At 32.2% G+C, this 20,089-nt stretch carries 16 protein-coding genes; 5 read left to right on the plus strand and 11 right to left on the minus strand.

Annotated elements, in window-relative coordinates:
- Positions 1 to 12: 12 nt before the first annotated feature.
- The 7 genes from ACQ654_RS18640 to yiaA form a co-directional block, all read right to left on the minus strand.
- Complete coding sequence (locus tag ACQ654_RS18640) at positions 13 to 2,826, minus strand: hypothetical protein (protein ID WP_430411855.1); 2,814 nt, start codon at positions 2,824 to 2,826, stop codon at positions 13 to 15.
- Complete coding sequence (locus tag ACQ654_RS18645) at positions 2,823 to 3,209, minus strand: hypothetical protein (RefSeq protein WP_430411856.1); 387 nt, start codon at positions 3,207 to 3,209, stop codon at positions 2,823 to 2,825. Before ACQ654_RS18645 ends, ACQ654_RS18640 begins: the two co-directional genes overlap by 4 nt.
- Complete coding sequence (locus tag ACQ654_RS18650) at positions 3,209 to 7,189, minus strand: hypothetical protein (RefSeq protein ID WP_430411857.1); 3,981 nt, start codon at positions 7,187 to 7,189, stop codon at positions 3,209 to 3,211. The genes ACQ654_RS18645 and ACQ654_RS18650 overlap by 1 nt, the downstream gene beginning before the upstream one ends.
- A 336-nt stretch (positions 7,190 to 7,525) precedes the next feature.
- On the minus strand, positions 7,526 to 8,080 hold the full coding sequence (locus tag ACQ654_RS18655; RefSeq protein WP_430411858.1) for a GDYXXLXY domain-containing protein: 555 nt from the start codon (positions 8,078 to 8,080) through the stop codon (positions 7,526 to 7,528).
- Between the two features lie 347 nt (positions 8,081 to 8,427).
- The gene (locus ACQ654_RS18660; RefSeq protein ID WP_430411860.1) at positions 8,428 to 9,705 is read right to left on the minus strand and encodes a DUF2157 domain-containing protein; all 1,278 of its coding nucleotides are present in this window, start codon (positions 9,703 to 9,705) and stop codon (positions 8,428 to 8,430) included.
- 24 nt (positions 9,706 to 9,729) lie between these two features.
- Positions 9,730 to 10,080, minus strand: coding sequence for a hypothetical protein (locus ACQ654_RS18665; RefSeq protein WP_430411861.1), 351 nt, complete (start codon positions 10,078 to 10,080; stop codon positions 9,730 to 9,732).
- 92 nt (positions 10,081 to 10,172) lie between these two features.
- Positions 10,173 to 10,646 carry an inner membrane protein YiaA gene (gene yiaA / locus ACQ654_RS18670; protein WP_430411863.1) on the minus strand — a complete coding sequence of 158 codons (474 nt, stop codon included), beginning with the start codon at positions 10,644 to 10,646 and terminating at the stop codon, positions 10,173 to 10,175.
- A 179-nt stretch (positions 10,647 to 10,825) separates the two neighbouring features.
- Here yiaA and ACQ654_RS18675 point away from each other — a divergent pair, with 179 nt between their 5' ends.
- Complete coding sequence (locus ACQ654_RS18675; RefSeq protein ID WP_430411864.1) at positions 10,826 to 12,328, plus strand: hypothetical protein; 1,503 nt, start codon at positions 10,826 to 10,828, stop codon at positions 12,326 to 12,328.
- A 61-nt stretch (positions 12,329 to 12,389) separates the two neighbouring features.
- On the opposite strand, the gene ACQ654_RS18680 is transcribed toward ACQ654_RS18675, so the two are convergent.
- From ACQ654_RS18680 to lysS, 4 genes are all read right to left on the minus strand, one after another.
- A complete protein-coding gene (locus tag ACQ654_RS18680; protein WP_430411865.1) occupies positions 12,390 to 13,436 on the minus strand; it encodes a hypothetical protein in 1,047 nt (348 codons plus the stop codon).
- A gap of 128 nt (positions 13,437 to 13,564) precedes the next feature.
- The gene (locus ACQ654_RS18685; RefSeq protein ID WP_430411866.1) at positions 13,565 to 13,738 is read right to left on the minus strand and encodes a hypothetical protein; all 174 of its coding nucleotides are present in this window, start codon (positions 13,736 to 13,738) and stop codon (positions 13,565 to 13,567) included.
- 350 nt (positions 13,739 to 14,088) lie between these two features.
- Positions 14,089 to 15,654 (minus strand): T9SS type A sorting domain-containing protein, encoded by a 1,566-nt coding sequence (locus ACQ654_RS18690; RefSeq protein ID WP_430411867.1) that lies wholly within the window; start codon positions 15,652 to 15,654, stop codon positions 14,089 to 14,091.
- Between the two features lie 292 nt (positions 15,655 to 15,946).
- Complete coding sequence (lysS, locus tag ACQ654_RS18695) at positions 15,947 to 17,635, minus strand: lysine--tRNA ligase (protein WP_430411868.1); 1,689 nt, start codon at positions 17,633 to 17,635, stop codon at positions 15,947 to 15,949.
- A 171-nt stretch (positions 17,636 to 17,806) separates the two neighbouring features.
- Here lysS and ACQ654_RS18700 point away from each other — a divergent pair, with 171 nt between their 5' ends.
- The 4 genes from ACQ654_RS18700 (at position 17,807) to ACQ654_RS18715 (ending at position 20,089) form a co-directional block, all read left to right on the plus strand.
- Complete coding sequence (locus ACQ654_RS18700; RefSeq protein ID WP_430411869.1) at positions 17,807 to 17,965, plus strand: YqaE/Pmp3 family membrane protein; 159 nt, start codon at positions 17,807 to 17,809, stop codon at positions 17,963 to 17,965.
- 21 nt (positions 17,966 to 17,986) lie between these two features.
- Entirely contained in the window at positions 17,987 to 18,745 is a 759-nt protein-coding gene (locus ACQ654_RS18705; protein ID WP_430411870.1) for a hypothetical protein, read from the plus strand.
- A gap of 175 nt (positions 18,746 to 18,920) precedes the next feature.
- Complete coding sequence (gene lipB / locus ACQ654_RS18710) at positions 18,921 to 19,625, plus strand: lipoyl(octanoyl) transferase LipB (RefSeq protein WP_430411871.1); 705 nt, start codon at positions 18,921 to 18,923, stop codon at positions 19,623 to 19,625.
- A complete protein-coding gene (locus ACQ654_RS18715) occupies positions 19,622 to 20,089 on the plus strand; it encodes a hypothetical protein (RefSeq protein ID WP_430411872.1) in 468 nt (155 codons plus the stop codon). Before lipB ends, ACQ654_RS18715 begins: the two co-directional genes overlap by 4 nt.

The following is a 20,089-nucleotide window of genomic DNA, read 5'->3' on the forward strand; positions in this document are numbered from 1 at the left end:
TATTAATTTTAATTATCTATAAATATATTTTAATCCTTCCATTTCATTGTTAATATCAAATTTAATTTTAGCTCCTTTTCTATTAGCTTCAACTACTAAGTCTTGAACATATTTATATGAATCATATAGCTCTTTCTGAGTCCATCTAGATTTTGTTTTCCAGATTTCATTCCATACTACTATTTCTTCTTGAGCATAATGAACTTTTGGCATTTTGTTGAACCAATATTTCAGATGCACGATTTCATGGAAAACAGTTAGCTCTGAAGCATTTTCTGACCTTAAGAATAGTTGAGGAGGTGGCCCTTGATTAAAGCTTCCTAAGACTCGTCTATTATCCCAATCTTCTAGTTTACTTATCCTTTTCCCATTTCTTAAAATAGTTTTTTTTGTCTTTAAAGTATGATCGACATCTACTAATCTTAATCTTACTTTATATTTTTGAAAAAGAAAATCTTTAAATAAATCTAATTGTTTTTTATTTAGTAACCTTCCTCCTGAAAGATCAAATAATTCTTCTATTTTTCTAAATAATTCTCTTCCTTCTGTAATTTCCTCTAAATGCCTACTAGTCTCTAAAGCTTCTTCAGCTTCTACAATTTCCTTACTTTTTTTAGTAGCTCCTGTATGGTCTCCTTTTTTAACGATTTCCTCTGCTTGCTTTTTTATGTTAGGAAATTCTGGATGTGTTACAATTTCTCTAGCCGTTTTAGATAAAGAAGCATGTAAAGCCGCGCTTAATTCTCCTGACAAACTTAACATTTCTAAGAAAAAGAGATATTTTGCAATGGTGTTCCCAAGTGTAGTGTCCTTATATCCTAATAACTTGATAAGACCGTTTCCAATTCCAGAAGTAATTTCAATATAACCAGCAAATCTTTTTGCTCCCGCAATGAATTGTGTTGCTTGTTTTGTTCGTCCAATTAGTTTATGACCGGCATTTAAAATCTTATATAAACGCCCAGCTTTAGCAATATTTAAAAATCCTGAAGCCGTGGTTAAAATGTCTATAGCATATTCTCCAGCGGTAATAACATTGCTCCAAAAAGCTCTTTCTTCTCGGGCTAACATTACAAATGCAGGCAATACTGCAAAGTAAGAATTTTTGTTGTCTTCTGAATCTTTAAATATAAAATGCGGATTATCTTCATTAAAAATATAAATAGGGGCATACGGATCATATAATAATCGTTCTTCTTTTGATGTGCGGAATGGAATAGTGGTTTCAGTATTTCGATCTATTTTTACTTTAACTTGTTTCGTGATTTTATACGTAAGATCTATTTGGACTTCATCGGAAGCTGTGAGATACTCTATTTTTGCATTATCATGATGAAAACCAATAGTTTTATCTGATTTATAATTTAGATAGGGTTCGCAAAGATCAGAAATTTTGGTGTTTTTTTCTGTAATGTCCTTATAAACGGTTTGTTTCCATACACTCCAAAGAAATCGAACATATTTGTCAAAGTTACTAGTGTGCATTTTACTAAATAGATTATAGAAATAAGAAACGTTATTAGTATCTCTGCGAATTAATAATTCATCTAAAAATAGCTTGGGACTTCTTATTTTCTCTAGAATAGCGTTTAATAATTTTAATGTCACATCCTCCTTGTTCAATCCGAAATTGGTAATTCTCCCCTTTAAGGACTTATCAAGAACCTTCCATAAGGTCTCTAAATGTATATGTTTTATAAATACAGTTGGCGCATAAAAAAATAGTTCTAATGTTTTTTCTAAATTATTTTTATAAAAACTGAATTCTTCACTAACGCACTTTATATATTGATCAATAAATAGTTGCCGAATACCTCCATTATGTAAAGATATATTTGCATCAGGATTAATGGTTCTCATGATTTGATTCATGAGTTCATACATATCTAAAGAATCTGTAGTGTCAAGATTTTCAAAGCTATTACTATAAAAAATAGTACGATTTATGAAATATAAAAAGGTTCCTAGGTATTTAAACTCTAGCGTAACTGCTGCCTTTTGAAATTTCATATCGAATCTTAAAAATTCATCCAATACATATTTGTACTCTAATACAAATGTACCTGCACGTTTCCTTATCGTAGGGAACAAATATACATTTCCCTTAGTCTGTATAATTTCTACATCTATATTTCTATTGGTGTAGTTTTTTGGAATTTTTTTATGCTCAAATTCTTCAGGATGAAAGTCTCGACGTGTTACCTTTGTTTCTTTCCCAAAATGATTTATATATTTTATGATATATCTTCCACTACTAATTCCTACATCTTTTGGATTATATGTAAACACATCTGCATAGGCAAAAGCAGATTTTAAGGTTGTATTATATATAATTCTGTTTCTATCATCATCATACAAATATCTTTCTAGATCTCCAGCTAATGAAATGAACGTAAAATTATTGTCATCTAAAGGAACCCAATCAAAATTTGTAAAACTTCTATACAGTATTAAATCTCCTGATGCAGAAGGAAATATACGTTGAATGTAGTAGTTGATACTATTTGGTTTATCCAACGTATCAATTACTTCGATGGCTAAAAGGTCACTACTTTTGTATGATATCCTAAGATCTAAAGGTTGAAAAACACCTAAATCTGTCAAATCAGATTTTTCAACTTCTATTTTAGTATTTACAAATGGGCTATTAGAATCATAATTTTCATCATTGATATCTACGAAAGTATTATTGTAGTCAAAATTTTCATCAATTACATCTACCAGCCTTTTAGTATCATTGGCTTGATCTTCCTCTAGACGTCGGTGTATTTGTAGATATTGAATTAATGGTTCAATATTGCCTGCTAATGCATTTGTTTTAATCATGTTTCTTTTTCTTTTACAGGATTAATTAATTGATCATTTAGATGAACTGTAAGCGAATCACTAGGAAACAACTCTACCAAATGCTTTCTATGCTGTAAGGCGTCATTAGTTTGTTGTTTGCTAATGATACTTAAGTCAATGTGATAGTTTTTGGCTGTTGTCCAAATGTGTGTGTTAATGATTGGGAAGTTGCATACCATAATGATATCCCAATCTTTTCCGTCTAATTTGTTCCAATCTTGTATGGGCGTTTTGGCTCTGCTTCCATATAAATAAATTTGATGTACAGGCGTAATTCGCTCAACGTATTGTTTTAGCTCATGGAGAATGTATGGCAGCACTTTTTCAGGCTGCCATATCATTTCTAATTGTATTGTACTCATTATTGGAACCTAGCCAATGGAAGTAATACATCAATTTCTCCATCTGTAAGTGATGTAGCGTATCTGTCTTGTACACGTTGTGTGTATTTCGTTGGCGAACTCACAATAACACCTTCAGAGTTGATAGTCACTTTTAATACATCATGCGCAGGATCATTTGTTGCTACTTCAATGTCTGGTTTTTCAAATGTAAATGTTGAAATACGTGCATAATCTATTTTGAACTGTAATCCCATCGGATTTCCTCCCGTATCATATACGTGTTGTGCTTCTATTCCAGAAATCAAAGATATTTTCTTTGCAAGCTCTTGATATACAACACCAGCACTATCTTTAGAATTCCAAGCGGCATCACGCTGAATTATTATTTCTTGATCCATACATTTATATGTAATCGGAAATACTTCTGCATCATCTAAATGAAATACAGTTTGCATTTCTGTACCAAAATTTCTTAAAAAGGATAGTTGAATCTCCTTTTTAGTAGTTGTACCATCACCAACCTGTAAATCATTAAAAACTGTCGTATCATTCAAAATATTACTATTGCATTCTGTCTGATCTGACTCAATGAAGTCATTGATATCATCACATTCGCATGGCAATGCTTTTTCAACTTTTAAGCCTAAACTGTCTGCTTGCAAAATAGTTAATGAAGTAGGTACACGTGTTTTCCAAGCTTTTCCTTCTTTTACACCTACTGGTTTGTCAAGTTCATCCATAATTGAACGATATAATGGATTGTCCAAAACAGGCAATTCTCCACCATTCCAAATGCTTCCTGTTGCCATGTAATGTAAAACGGCTTTTTCAAAACCTGGACGTACCGTTAACACAACTCTTGCCAATCCAGCTTGCATAAAACTTCTGAATAAAGAATCGTTGTTTTCGAAGTTGTATAATTTATTCCATTCTCTACGATTTCCCCAATAGAAAGGATAGAAGTTATAGGACATGATTTCCCACTCAAATGCTTGTTCCATAAACTTGGCAAACGAAGCATACGCATCCAAAGATTTAGTTACCGTTACGTTATGTGTGTCTAATGCGTCACCTAAATACATTTTTTTGCCAAATGTATTTTTTGCGGTAGGCGATTGATCCATTAAATATGATAAACAGTTTTTACGTAATACCATTTGCTCAATTTGACGATAGAATAAAGGATTTGATTCCTTCATTTCTGCAACTTTAGTTTCTTCTTGTCCTTTTTGAGCGATATATTCAGCAAGTTTGTCTTCATATGCCGCAATAATTGCATTAAAAGTTTCTAATTGCCACCTTTCTATGGTTTCATCCAATCTTTTTAATTTGATACTTACATTTGAGTTTCCTGAAAGGTGTGAGTAAGAAGAAAAAGAAACAGGAATGTTTGTCACAAATTTAGAAAGTGATCTTGTTGCGTTTTGTAACATTCTTACACCACCCACTATGATATATGTTCTACCTTCGCCTCCATCTTCACTATCAACCCATTCTGCTTTTGCTTCTACAGAAAAATATCCTTCTGGAATTTCTAATTCTGTATGCTCTCCATAACGTTCATTTGTGTCTCCAATAACTTCTGCAGCTTTGTATGAAAATGCTTTTCCTATAAACATCTCTTCCACAGGTGGCTGATTTACTTCTGCATTGTATTTTGCAGCCAAAACTTTATAGTTTTCTGCTGTAATTTTTGAAGCATTACTGATTTTTTCATTATTGATAACAATTGTTCTCGGATCTAACGGTTCAGTAAGAATCATTACATCACTATTGTCATCTTCTGTCATTGAAGTTAGTGCTAAACGATGCAATTTAGAAGGTTGCGGAATGGCAAATTCGTACATCAATCGTCTACCATAATTATAGATTTGATTTTTGTACACTTTGTCAATCCATCTGTATACGCCAACAACATGTTTGTCACCTTTTCGGTTGTCGAAACCATGAGAATTGTTTTCTTCAAATTCTTCAATAATTTTACTAATACGTTCTTCTTTTACACGTTGTACGACACGATCCATTACTCTAGCTGTAACTTCTTGAGCTTCCGTCATGGCTTGATTAATACTGTCTTCACTTGAGGTATGCGTAGCAAAGTTAGCACCTGTATTTATATTGAAACTAAATCCAGTACTTGAATTTTTCCCAATATTAGAATTTACAAAAGCAGCTGAATCTTGTGATTCTGAAATTACTTGTGATATTTCATGTTGCATTTCAAAACGATCTGTCGTAGTTGTATCAGTTAAGCGTTCTTTTTCTGTTTCTGAACTTGTAGATGTTGTGTTTTCAGAAGAACGTAATCTACGTGTAGATTTTTCCTTGTATTCACGTGCCATTACATTTTCAATATGTGACACTTCACCTTCGGTGTAACAATGTACACTTTGTTCAACTTTTCTATAATCAGCAATTCCCAATTGACGCATTCCGTAACCAGAAGGAACAAAATTTCGATCATTTGAAATAGGCGTGCTATTATCTACAGAAATGCTTCCTAAATTACATGAGTTTGGTTTTAAAATACTGTCATGTGTAAGCACAGTTCCATCTAGTAATGTGACAATCGCCTTTAAACGTAGGTTTGCATGTTGCGCGGTTGGAATAGTTAATACATCACTTAATAAACTTACTTTGACAGAAGTTAATGTATTTGTTAAAATAGTAAATGAAGTACTGCTGTGTAATAAGTTGTCTGAGATATCAAAAATTTCAGCACTTATCGATTGGATTGCAAATAATGCCTCTTGAGAAGGATTTGTAATGTCTGCAAAAAATCCCCAATAGGCTAAGTTTGTCTCTTTGTTAAAACGTCTTCGAGAGCAAAACGAAGCAATAATTTTTGTAGGATCATTTTCATGATTGCTCACAGGAAGAATTGTTCCGTGAACACTTATAGATTTCTTATGAAAATCCGTGTTTTCATATACACTAGTAGTTAACTTTTCTGTTTCTTGAACTATTAATTTTTTTGCTTGCGCAAATGTATTAATTTGAGAAATAGGCTTTAGAAACGAAAGCGTTTCGTACGCAAGCGTTGAAAATACAGTAGCTGCATTTTTTGAGTCAATTTCATCTCTAAACGAAAAAGAAAATATAGGCAAATCAGGATATTTTACAGGCGCAGGTTGATCACAAGGATTAACATTTGAAGGGGCATATGCTTTGTCTCCTCGTAGCGTACACCAAGCATCTTTCGCATCTTTTATATCTTCTTCATACTTATCTAGCAATGCTTTTACAGTTTCATCATGACTTGTTTTAGCGGCTTTATACGCGGCATCATAATCAGTTTGATATGAAGAGTGTAAGGTGTCAACTTCGTTTGCAACTTTTTCTAAACTTTGTAATTCTTGACTTGCAATACTTGCTATTAATGTTTTTGGCAACGAAACAACTTTATATGGCGTGTTGTCTACAATTTCTTCATTATCAGTAGAAACTTCTTCAGAAAAATCAAATAGCTCTTTTGGTAAAATTACTTTTGCATAGATAATAGTATGTGCTAAAGCTGTTTTTTCTTGTATATCCAATTCTTCTCCTCTAGGAAAATGTGTAACAACATGACTTGCTTTTAATAAGTGAATCGCAGCTTCTTTTGCGTAGAAATCTTCTTCGGTAACAAACTGATAAAATATGTTATTCCAAAGTGTTCCATCATTGAGAAGTGGACTAACTCCAATTGTTTGTGCTTCAATTTCGTAAATGGAAGCCGTTGTTCTGTTTTGCAATAACCATTCAGAAAATTCGAATAGTTTAGTGTCCAGTTTTTTAATTTCTTCTTTCGTTAGTGCACGATAATTTTCAGCTGTATTTTGCAGTTGTTGCCATTTAGAAACTTCAAAAGGTTTGTTTTCCATTTCATCATAGAAATCATCGTCTTTTGCATCTTCAGAAGGAAAAATGAATCGTAATTCTTTGTTGTTTTCTTCGCTTAAATCAGGGCTTCTTAAGCTCGTAAAGCGAAATAATGTTTGTGAAATTTGATCTTTCATAAAATTTAAATAATAATTGTTATACGTTAAATTTTGGCATGCGTAATGCTTGTTCAATCTTTTTTGAACTGGTAAATAAGGATGTAATTTGGTTGGATAGGGATGAATATTCTTACCGAAAGTAGTGTGTAAATAAACGCACTATGCTATAGATTTCATGAGCGTTGAATACTTTTCATAAGCGTTGCGTTTTAACAAAAAATTACCATAACTTTTAGTAAAATAAAGTCTTAGCGTAGAAAGTCAATGAAGAAGATTTGATGTATATGTATAAAAAAAACACCTTCAATTCCAGAAAATATGGCGGTGTTTTTAAAATTTTATAGAGAAAGAAGGTTACTTTTCCACAGCATCTTTCATAGAAACATCATTGGCGATAATATCGGTTAAGACATGTGTGCCATTTTCAATATGTACAACTGCATAAATGGCATCATTTTTTTCAGTACGATTTAATTCTCTGGCAAGTACTTCTGCATCATACGCTTTTGATTCTTCCATATAATACCGATCAAAAGGCAAATTGAAATGAACAACATTATTATTGTAGTAATTAATATTTACAATAATATAGTCAAACTCACTAGTTGGAATTTTTTCTTTTGTCAGATTTTCTAAAACAGCATACCCATTTTCATCTTTGGAAAAATAAGCGTATCCTTTTTCATAACTATCCCAACTTACATCTGTAGATTCAAACGAATTTATTTGATACGTTAATGTGATATATTTTCCTCTAAACGGATCATTTGGATCCACAGGAGCCGTTTTAAATTTGTACACATTGTCGGAAGCAATGGTACGTTCGTATTTGTATACTATTTGTGCTGATGCAACAATTTGTGCCAATACCATGATTCCAAAAAGTGCGTATATATATGTTTTTTTCATGTGTTCGTTATTATTTTTTTAGATGTCACATGTGTTCGCTATTTGTCATTTCGTAAAATGATTAAAAGTTTAACATGCTCGGTTCATGTGTTCGTTATTATTTTTTTAGATGTCACATGTGTTCGCTATTTGTCATTTCGTAAAATGATTAAAAGTTTAACATGCTCGGTTCATGTGTTCGTTATTATTTTTTTAGATGTCACATGTGTTCGCTATTTGTCATTTTGTAAAATGATTAAAAGTTTAACATGCTCGGTTCATGTGTTCATTATTATTTTTTTAGATGTCACATGTGTTCGCTATTTGTCATTTCGTAAAATGATTAAAAGTTTAACATGCTCGGTTCATTAGTTCTTAATTTTAGTTTTCTGTTTTTTTAGCATAATGTAATTCGCGGTGAAAAACCCTGCGCCAATTAATATGAATAATAATCCACGTACAGGAAAGGACAAATCTGTATCAAAAAATCGGCATGCAATTAATATCGTAATAATGAGCATTCCGTAATTGAGAATTCCAAAACTGAGCGAATCTGTACCAATTTTAATTGCCATAATTCCTAATGTGAATAACAATATGTTTACCAAAACAGTTGGTAATACATCATCAAAAAGCCCAAACATAAAGATGATTGAAAAGATTAAGAATACATATTGAAACAAATTCACGCTTTTTCCCTCTTTTAATTTGTCACTGAAATAAAGTGTGAAACCTGCAATTATGAACAATATTACTGCACAATAAAACTCTAACGAATCGAAATGTACATTGTTAAATTCGTGTCGCCATAAAGATCGAAAACTTAAACTCATTAACACAATAATAGTTCCTAACGAGCCTAAAAAACGATAGCCGTTTTTAAGTAATGACTTATTCTTGAAAAATGGAAGTTGTCCGATATTGTATAAAATTCCAAACAATAAAATGTACATTAAAAAGCCAACACCTTCGCTTCTGTCAATACAAACGGGCAGTGAAATAATTACACTCAACGGAAACAGCCAATGCAATATGTTTACAGCTGGCGATTTCACATTGTCTTTAATCATTTTAATATAACTCGGTAACGGAAACAACAACAATAAAAAGTACAAATGCGGAATGGTTGTAGTACGACCATAACCAGCTTCAAAAGCATAATATGTAATGAAAATTAAATGTAATACAATTGCTGAGGTTGATTTGGTAAGATATAGTAATGGAACACATAAAACGATCCAAACTAGTAGAAACGATTCCAGATCGCCAGAAACATTATAAATCTGGCTCACTAGCGAAATACACGCGCCAACTCCGAAAAATAGAAATACGATTGAAGTTTCTTTCCAGGTCTTGCTTTTGTTTTTATAAATACTAAAGCCCAAAGCTATTTGACCAATTATCATTGGTAGAAAAGCTAGAAATACTTTTGTCAGTCGTGAAAAATTATCCCAATTATGCGCCATAATCAAAATGATTCCTAATCCGATTAGTGTTGCGCCTAAAATTCCAAAAATGGTAAACAATCGGCTTGTGCCAGCTACTTCATTTTTTGCATAATAGGTTTTTATGTTTTGAGCAATTTCATCCGAAATGATGTTATTTTCGATCAATTCGGGCAATGCTTGTATAATTTTTGAACTCATAAAGTTAATTTTTAAGTGTATTCATTAATTATATACTTCGTAAGTATTTGCTGTTTCTATCAGGACTCCGTCTTCATCATATATTTTTCTTTTTTCAACTACTTCTTCTCCTTTTGCATAAGTGGAAATAAAAGCAATGTTTCCATTTTTATGATAACCAATGGAAGTTCCTGTAAATTTTTTATTCTTATAAAGTTGATAGCATGTTGTCTTTTCTTGTGGATGTAAAAATAGCCAACTAACTATATCAGGATTTGTTTCGCATTCTTCCGTAAGGAATTCATGTTTTAAGTTTCCATTTCCATCACCATTTTCACCATATTTTGAACAAGAAATGCAACTAAGAATTAGCAGAAAAATAAATACTCTTTTCATGATACTAATGTATTAATTAATTTTTCATTAAATGTAAAACCTCGCAACACGAATACTAGTGTGCTACGAGGTTTCTGGTAATCAACCAACATTTATCCTTCTTGTTGTTTTAATGCATGTAAATCTCTGGTGTTTTTTTGTACGGCTACCGAAGCAAATAAACTTAGTGCAAACGACATTCCGTAAAATCCTTTTTCGCTCAATGCTAATTCGGCATTCCACAATCCGACTATTAATAATAGGATGGAAGCTACTGTTGTAAACCAACTAATTCCGTAATAAATATCTGTGACAGGAATTCCTTCCATTCGGTCTCTTACTGCTTTCTGGACAGAAACTACTGAGAACAATCCGAATAGTAAAATGGTAAAGTAATATCCTTTTTCGTTCAATTCCATGCCAGCATTCCACAATCCTACGCAGTACGCAACCATTCCAATTAATAATGCCGCCCATGATGCCGAAATAAAAGCTGGCGTTGGCTTAAAAGGATTTTTCTCTTCTTTTTTAATTTCTATCGGTTTCTTTTTTTCTTCTTCTAATGTTGAAAATTTTTGATTTTCCATAATGGTATAATTTAAATGTTACTTGATTTAATTTTTGTTTTTGATTACAGGACAAATATGCGATGGTATTTTTAGCTGTAAAACTCTATTTTTCAATAAAAAGGATTATATTTATAATCAATTATGTATTTTAATTAACTGATAATTAGTTATTTAAACATTTTAAAACAGACGATATAATGATTGCAATTGACGTAATGATTTCTCAGTTTTCTAAAGAAGAACAACAAGAATTCATAAAATATCTTACCTATAAAAACAAACGTCACGATACGAAAAACGTGCAATTGTTTAAGTTGCTTCTAGCAAATTATTCCGCAAAGGAAATTCCTAAAAAACTATATGGAACCGATAATAAAAGCGCGTATCATGCTTTGCGAAAGCGTTTGTGGAGTTCACTGCTCGATTTTATGGCAACGCAAAGTCTCACACATGAAGTTTCAGACGAACTCGATATTACCAAACGTGTCTTAGTTGCCCGAAATTTATTATTACAAAAACAATTTAAAACGGCTTTTAAAGTATTAAACAAAGCAGAAAAAAAAGCACGCGATATTCTTCATTTTTCATTACTAAATGAAGTGTATCATACACAAATACAATATGCGCATACAACTTCTTTTGCGCCACCGTTGGAAACACTCATTGAAAAATTTACCGCAAATCAAAAAGATTTTTTACAAGAAGAAAAGCTAAATATGGCATATGCTGTCATTAAAGAAAATGTGCAAAAAGTAGTGTATCAAGGTGAAATTATCTCGTTTCAACAATTAATTCAAGAAACTTATACACGTTTTGGTATTTCGCAAGAAATTGGCTTGACGTATAAATCATTGTATCAATTAGCGCAAATGGTAAGTTCGGCAGCTTCTGTAACAAAAGATTTCTTTACAATTACACCATTTCTGTTGGAAAACTACAAAGATATTTCCAACCGATTGAAACAAACCGACAAACATTTATTTTACCATATCAAGCTATTATACATCATTGCAAACATCTTTTTTAGGAAGAAAGCATTTGTCGAAAGTTTAGAATATTTAAACTTGATGCATCAAGAAATGGAACGACAAAAAGGAAAATATTATAAAGATTTGTTGTTGTCGTATCAATGTTTAGTTGCGTTAAATCATAACTATTCAGGAAATGCTACAGAAGCTATTTCAATTTTAGAAACCATAAGTCAGGTAAAGAAATTTGATTTAGAAGTTATGTTAGATGTACATTTGAGTTTAATTGTATTTTACTTTCAACAAGGCGAATTTAAAAAAGCACAACAAGTATTCTCTAAATTTTATCATACCGATAAATGGTACGAAGAAAAAGCAGGAATTGAATGGGTTGTAAAGAAAAACTTAATTGAATTGTTATTACATATTGAATTAGGAAACATTTCCTATGTAGATTCACGTTTTACAAGTTTTCAACGAAAGTACTATCCGTTCCTGAAAAAATCGGGAGAACAACGTGTAATTACCTTTTTAAAATTTGTAAAAAGCTACTATCAAGCACCCGAAAACGTGACTTCAAAAGCATTTTTGTCAATGGTAGAAGCTTCCTTTGTATGGAAATCACCAGAGCAAGAAGATATATTTGTAATGAGTTTTTATGCTTGGTTGAAAGCCAAAATGAGCAAAGCAGATTTATATCAAACTACGTTAGATTTGGTGAAAGCCAGTTAAGTTTATATTTAAATTACTTACCTTCGATTTGACGTCTTTTGTAGTTCTAAAAAAACGTACGTTAACTATTCAAATCATCTGAATCATCAAACGATTCGTACGATGTTTTAATCTTCAAATAATAATTGATATATTTTCGTAAATAGTTGTAATTTGGACTTGCATCTCGTTTTTCTTTAGAGATAAATTGAAAGAAATAACGTTTGTTTTTATGTTCTACAAGCGTAGCCACACCGTATACAGTATTATTTTTTGTTGAAATTGAAAACTCAGTTTCGTTTATAGCTAAATCACCAATATTGGACTCTTTCGGATATTGATACATAAAATAACCATCATAAGAATTTTCGGCAAGTTGTTCACGTATAATGCTCCATTGTTCACTCATTGATTGATCTGCCACTTTTTCCTTAACATCATAAAAGAAGTGATATTTTGAATAAGATGCTAAAACAGGAACGTCAGGAAATTCTTCCGAATCGTACACATGAAAACCCTTAAACAAGCGCACTTGTATATTAGGCGTAATAGTTATAATAGAATCTTTGGTGAGTTGTGTAACTTCTACTAATTCTTTTTCTTCTCCAATAATAAAATGAGCCGCATTGATCTTTTCTCGTTTTTTTGGTGGTTGCGTCGTTACAGACCTATCTTTATATGTTGGACTGTATTCCACAGGGAAATCATCAGAAGTAGTATCGTAATCTGAGTCGCCAATATTTGCTAAAATTCTAATAAGGAAAAGAAAAGCAACAACTGCAATTGGCCATACAATTTTTGGAAAACCACCTTTCTTTTTTCGGTGTGTAGTACGTTTTTTGTAGGCTTTGTCTCCTTGAGAAAATACTTCGTACTCCAATGGTCGCTCTGGAGTTTGGGGCGTATTTTCATATACAGGTGTATTCTTTGTGGGCGTGTTTCTAAATTCAGGTTTTGGTATTCTTTCTACTGAAGTTTCTTTTTTTCTTTCGTCTTTATTGCTAACTCGTGTAGGTTCGTTTTTATCCTTTCGTTCAGTACTTTTGGTGCTAAACTTAAGTTTTCGCTTATCATCTTTCTTGTCGCGCGAACGTTTTTTATCATATCTGGAATCTCTGGAACGCTTCACTTGTTGTAGTTTGAGTTAAATTTGTGATAAAGATATAAAAAATAGGACTTTAGTTAGTGTAGATATATTTTAAATACAAAAAGCCCAAGAAAATATATTCTTGAGCTTGCTAAATTTATAAGATTGGTTTAGCACCAAAATGATGGACAATCAAAATCTAATGTGTCATCCGACGGACCAATAGGACATTTTTTAATAATAGATGTTCTACTTCCTACACCACCAATGATTGTTCCTGTTTTGCTAAGGTTTGAAACTGACTTCTTGTTCAATGTCAAACTGTTTAAATTCTTTTTTTTCATAATTTCGAGTTTGTTTTAATTATGGAATAAAAGTACCCAACATCAATTGTGAAACAAAAGAGTTATAGTCGCAATTCACGGAATGTGTACGATAAAAAGAGGAATGGAAATAATCAATTTCTCCTTTTTGGATGCTTTATCAACATGAATATTCAAAAACAGAATCAATTTATATAATTATCGAAGGCCACTTTATCAAATCATATATTGATACCAATTCTAACGCATACACAGAAAATTCTCAAAAGAAAATAATACAAAACAAAAAATCTGAACAATGATATCATTGTTCAGATTTAAGGATTAAAAAGTATACACAGAAACCTTGCGCGTATTTTTTAATATTGAGATTATTTAGTTACAATAAATTTGAATGTCTGAGAAGCATCAGACGCAGTGTATAACTTTACTAAGTACATTCCAGCGCTTATATTTATTAAATCAATTCTATTATTTTCAAAGGTATACGTAGCGGAACTCAATTTTCTTCCACTTACATCAAATAAATCTATTTTCGTAATGTTTTGCTCTGTTTTAATATTTAGATGATCTTTAGCAGGATTAGGGAATATTTTAGTATTGTCGGTAGCAAATTCATCCACAGACAAGGTTCCGTCTTCGTACGCACCAGCATCTACCGTAGTATTTTGAATTCGGTTATTTCCATCTAAATCCAATAAATATATAGGATTTAACAAACTGTTATCTCCAGTGTCTATTCCAGAAGCACTGTTTGCAGCTAGTCTGTAATCAAAACTGTTATGAATGAAAGGAGCTGCATTTGGAACTTGTGAGTTTACAAATGTAGGTACAACCGTCGTAATATTTGTTTCGTTGTTTGCTAAATATGCACCTTCAACAACACAGTTTGATGCATTCCCGTTCAGAAAAATTCTACCAGCAATATTATTAACAATAACATTATTTGCAAATGTAGAGCCATTAGTGATGGTAACTGTCCATGAAGTATTAGGACTTGTGGCAACGTTTCTGTTAGATGCAATGGTGCAATTTACGATTGTTGATAAGTCAGAATTTGAAAATGTTTGTGTAGTTGCAATAGCAGCTTCTTCATTCGCAAAATTTCCAACAATAAGAGAATTGTACATATCTAAAGAAGTACCTGTATTGTCAATTGTGATTGCACCACCAACATTAGAAGCACTATTTCCGCTAAAAATACATCTGTCTACAATAGCTTTGTCAAATTGAATATGCATTCCACCACCGCTATTAGCTTGGTTATTAGAAATATCACAGTCAATTAGACGAATAATACCAGATTCGTTATAAATTCCGCCACCTTCGTTAGCATTGTTACTTGTAATTCGACACGAAATTAGGGTTGTTACAAAGCCATCATTAGTATTATTTCCAAAAGCGCCGCCTTCATCTCCATAGTTAGCAATCATATCACAATTTCTAATTGTTGGCTGTCCGCCACTATTATAAATGGCACCGCCCCAAGTGGAAGAATTATTGTACCCGTTGATAATTCTAAAACCATCAAAAACTGTTAAATTACTTGAGTTTGTAAATCGAACTACCGTCCAACAGTTATCAGTTTGAACACCTTGCGCTCCAATATCTCCATTTAATGTTGTAGTAGGTCCATTTACCAAATCACGCTGATTTACAGCGGTTTCAGTTCCTGCAAAACTTCCGTAAACTTCCACACCATTAGGAATGTTAAAACGAGAACTTCTCGTATTGCCCTGTGGTTTATATACACCTTGTATAACCCAAACTTGGTCACCTACAATTGATGCGGCAAATGCGTCTTCAATAGTCGGAAATGCATTTGCCCAAGAAAATCCACTACCATTTCCCGTAGCGTTTGGATTAACGTAGTATACAATGGCTTGTGCATATTGGATACAAAAAATAAAAGCAAATAGTAATAGTAATTTTTTCATCATAATCAGTTTAATTTAATTCTTGCGAAACTACTAAAAATTAATAGTAGTTGTTTACTCAATAAATATTGAGAATGTTAAATATTTCCTAAAAAAAGCATGTTAGTTCCAATGTACACTACAATTAAATTTTTTTACGTATTGTTAAAAGATATATTATAGATTCAAAAAAAGGAACTACAACATTGTAGTTCCTCTTTTTATATAGTAAGCACACTAAACGAAGCCGAAGTATACTTTTATGAAATTGATAGCCAAGCTTGTCAAAATCGCTAGCTGAGCGAAGTCGAAACTAAACGATTTCTACAAAAAGTCCATCCTCATTTTTTTCAACTTTCGCGACATTATTTTTTGTCAATTCTTTAATTGATTTATCCCACTTTTTGTTCGATAAACCAGCTTGTGCTTTTAAATCAGCTAATGGTAATTTTTCAGCTTTTTTTAAGATTTCAAACACAGCTTTTGCTTCATCTGTTAAAGCAATTTGTTTGCGTTCTGGTTTCATTTGTGGAAAGAATAATACTTCCTGAATTGATGGATTGTTCGTTAAAAACATAATTAAACGATCCATTCCAATTCCCATTCCAGAAGTTGGAGGCATTCCATATTCTAACGCACGTAAAAAATCATGATCTATAAACTCGGTTGCTTCATCGTCACCTTTTTGAGCCAATTTTAATTGGTGTTCAAATCGTTCACGCTGATCAATAGGATCGTTTAACTCAGAATATGCGTTTGCAATTTCTTTTCCACAAACCATCAATTCAAAACGCTCCGTTAATTCAGGATTCTCGCGATGTTCTTTACACAACGGACTCATTTCTTTCGGATAATCTGTAATGAATGTTGGTTCAATATAGTTTCCTTCACATTTTTCGCCAAAAATTTCATCAATCAATTTTCCTTTCCCCATGGTTTCATCAACAGAAATTCCCATGCCTTTTGCCGCTTCGCGTAATTCTTCTTCAGATTTTCCTGTAATGTCAAATCCTGTAAAGTCAATAATCGATTGCGTCATGGTGACACGTTTGTATGGCGCTTTAAAATCAATTTCATGTTTGCCAAACGTTGCTGTTGTTTTTCCGTTTACGGCAACTGCACAATGTTCTAACAATTTCTCTGCGAAATCCATCATCCAATTGTAGTCTTTGTAAGCTACATAAATTTCCATTGCTGTAAATTCAGGATTGTGTGTACGATCCATTCCTTCGTTACGGAAGTTTTTAGAGAATTCGTAAACACCGTCAAATCCACCAACAATCAATCTTTTTAAATACAATTCATTAGCAATTCGCATATACAATGGAATATTTAATGAGTTGTGATGTGTTATAAACGGACGTGCCGCCGCACCACCAGGAATTGGTTGTAAAATTGGTGTTTCTACTTCAAAATAACCAGATTCATTAAAGAAGTTACGCATGGCGTTGAATAATTTGGTACGCTTTACAAATACTTCTTTTACTTCTGGGTTTACCACCAAATCGGCGTAACGTTGTCTGTAACGTTGCTCAGGATCATCAAATTTATCATATACGACTCCATCTTTTTCTTTTGGAAGCGGCAATGGTTTTAAAGCTTTGCTTAATAGTGTAAAACCTTTTACCATCACGGTTTGTTCACCAACTTTCGTTGTAAACAATTCGCCTTCAATTCCGATAAAATCGCCAATATCTAGTAATTTCTTGTATACATTATTATATTGAGATTTGTCTTCTCCTGGACAAATTTCGTCTCTGTTAAAATATACTTGAATCTTTCCGTCAGCATCTTGTAATTCTGCAAACGAAGCCGAACCTTGAATACGACGCGACATCAATCTACCTGCAATTACAACCTGTTTACCTTCAGCAAATGTTTCCTTTACCTGTTTCGAAGTATGATTTACAGGATACAAATTTGCTGGATACGGGTTAATGCCAAGTTCGCGCAACTTTGAAAGTTTTTCTCTGCGAACGATTTCTTGTTCTGATAATTGCATAGTATTTTTGTGTAAATTTTAAGTTCGCAAAGATAAATACATTTCACTAGTATACCAATGTATTGATTTGGAAATATTTGAAGGTTTCTAGTTTGGAACTATGATTACATGTAACATTTTAACAATTTTTGAGTCATATAAGCATCATCAATCATCAAATTAAAAAACAATATGAGTATATGGAGAGTATTATTAGCAATTATATTTCCACCTTTGTCAGTATTAGATAAAGGTTGCGGATCAATAGTAATTGTCTTTCTTTTGTGGATCTGCGGTTGGGTTCCTGGAACAATTGCCGCTTTAGTTATTTTAAATAATCCAAATCGATAAATAAACATTTAATTAAAACACATGAAAAAAATTTATTTAGGGTTCGTAATTGCGCTTTTAGCAATTTGTACGAGTTGTCAATTTTCTGAAAACATTTACATCAATGAAGATGGAACAGGAAAAGTTTCTTTTAACATGGATGGATCTGAGTTAATGGAGATGATGGGCGAAGAAATGGCTAAAAGTAATGATAGCAAAACAATTGATTCTACAATTTCATTTAAAGAACTTTTAAAAGGTCAAGAAGACAGTATTTCAAAGTTACCAAAAGCAGATCAAGAGAAGTTAAGACAATTGGAAGATTTTAAGATGCACATGGTAATGGATGCAGAAAAGAAGAAAATGAATATGGATATGTTCGCAGATTTTAAAACTGTAAACGAATTGCAAGATATGTTTTCCGCAATGAACAAAGCTGGAAAGATGGATAAAAGAAATAATCAGGATACGCAAGCAAATTCAAATCCTATGGCAGCGTTAGGTTCGGACGGTGTTTCGGAAGTTAAGTATTCATACAACGGAAATATGTTTAAGCGTAAAACTGTTATCATAGACAAAGCTAAATTGCTAAGTCTTAAAGATAGTTTAGGGCAAGCAAAAATGATGTTTGCTGCTTCTGATTATACCTTAAATTATCATTTTCCAAGAAAAATTAAATCGGTTTCATTAGAAAATGCAAAAATTAATGAAGACGGTAAGAGTTTTACGGTAGCTGTAAATTTTATGGAATATATTACAAATCCAGAATTATTAAATGTAGAAGTTGAGCTAGAAAACTAACAAAACGACATACACAATATATAGAAAGCGAAAATACATTTTTAGTATTTTCGCTTTTTGTTTTAACGAACTAAAATTCTGAATACAATTGATTGTATGCTTTTCAAATAGTTTTGTTAAAAGGAATCTCTTTTTTTTATAATGTCGTATTTTTGTAATTGAAAATAGATACGCTTTGAACAAAACAATACACGTACAGGATTTAGGAACGAAAGACTATAAGGAAACTTGGGATTTTCAAGAAGAATTATTCAAAGAAATTTTAGACACAAAAATTAAAAATAGGCGAGAAGATGCAGGTTTAGAAACGTCAAATCATTTTTTGTTTGTAGAACATCCACATGTATACACGTTGGGAAAAAGTGGTGATATGTCTAATTTATTGTTAGATGAAACACAATTGGCGGCAAAAGGCGCTACGTTTTATAAAATAAATCGTGGTGGCGATATTACCTATCACGGACCTGGACAAATTGTTGGCTATCCAATTTTAGATTTAGAAAACTTCTTTACTGATATTCACAAATATTTACGTTTACTTGAAGAAATGATCATTCTTACGTTGGCTGAATACGGTTTAAAAGCCGCTAGAAGCAAAGGTGAAACGGGTGTTTGGTTAGATGTTGGTACTCCGTTTGCGCGTAAAATTTGTGCAATGGGCGTTCGGGCAAGTCGTTGGGTAACAATGCACGGTTACGCATTAAATGTAAATGCAGATTTGGGTTATTTTGATAACATCATTCCGTGTGGAATTCGTGGAAAAGCAGTGACTTCATTACACGTAGAATTGGGAAAAGCACATGTTGATGAAACTGAAGTTAAAGAAAAACTATTACATCATTTTCAAACACTATTTCAAGCAGCATTGATCAAAAGATGAGAGCTCAAAAACTTCTTTTGACATTTTTTACAGGATTGTTGACAATTTTAAATTTAATTGCTGGCGTAATATTTTATTTTTTGGGTTTAGAAAATGGCGAATCTACTACGGCCATATTTTTTCTTGGTTGCACAGGAGTTTTTAGTGTATATTTTCATATCAAAACAAAAGAGCTCTATCCTTTTCATGAATTTAATGAGCCTTTGGAAGAATTGTCTAAAAAATACTGGGCATTACACATTTGTTTCGGTTTAGTTTTGGTGATACTTGGAGTCAGTACTATTGTAATGGCAATTAAAAATTCTGTTTATTATACATCGGTTGCTGTGATGTCTATTTTGTTTTTAATTCTTGGTTTATGGACGTTACTTGATACGTATCTTTTAAATAAATTCATCGTTTCATATAAAGAACGCCTTGAAATTCAGGAAGAAATTGACGATATTGGAAACTCAAACATATAA

This window comes from Kordia sp., from assembly GCF_965283645.1.
GTDB lineage: Bacteria > Bacteroidota > Bacteroidia > Flavobacteriales > Flavobacteriaceae > Kordia.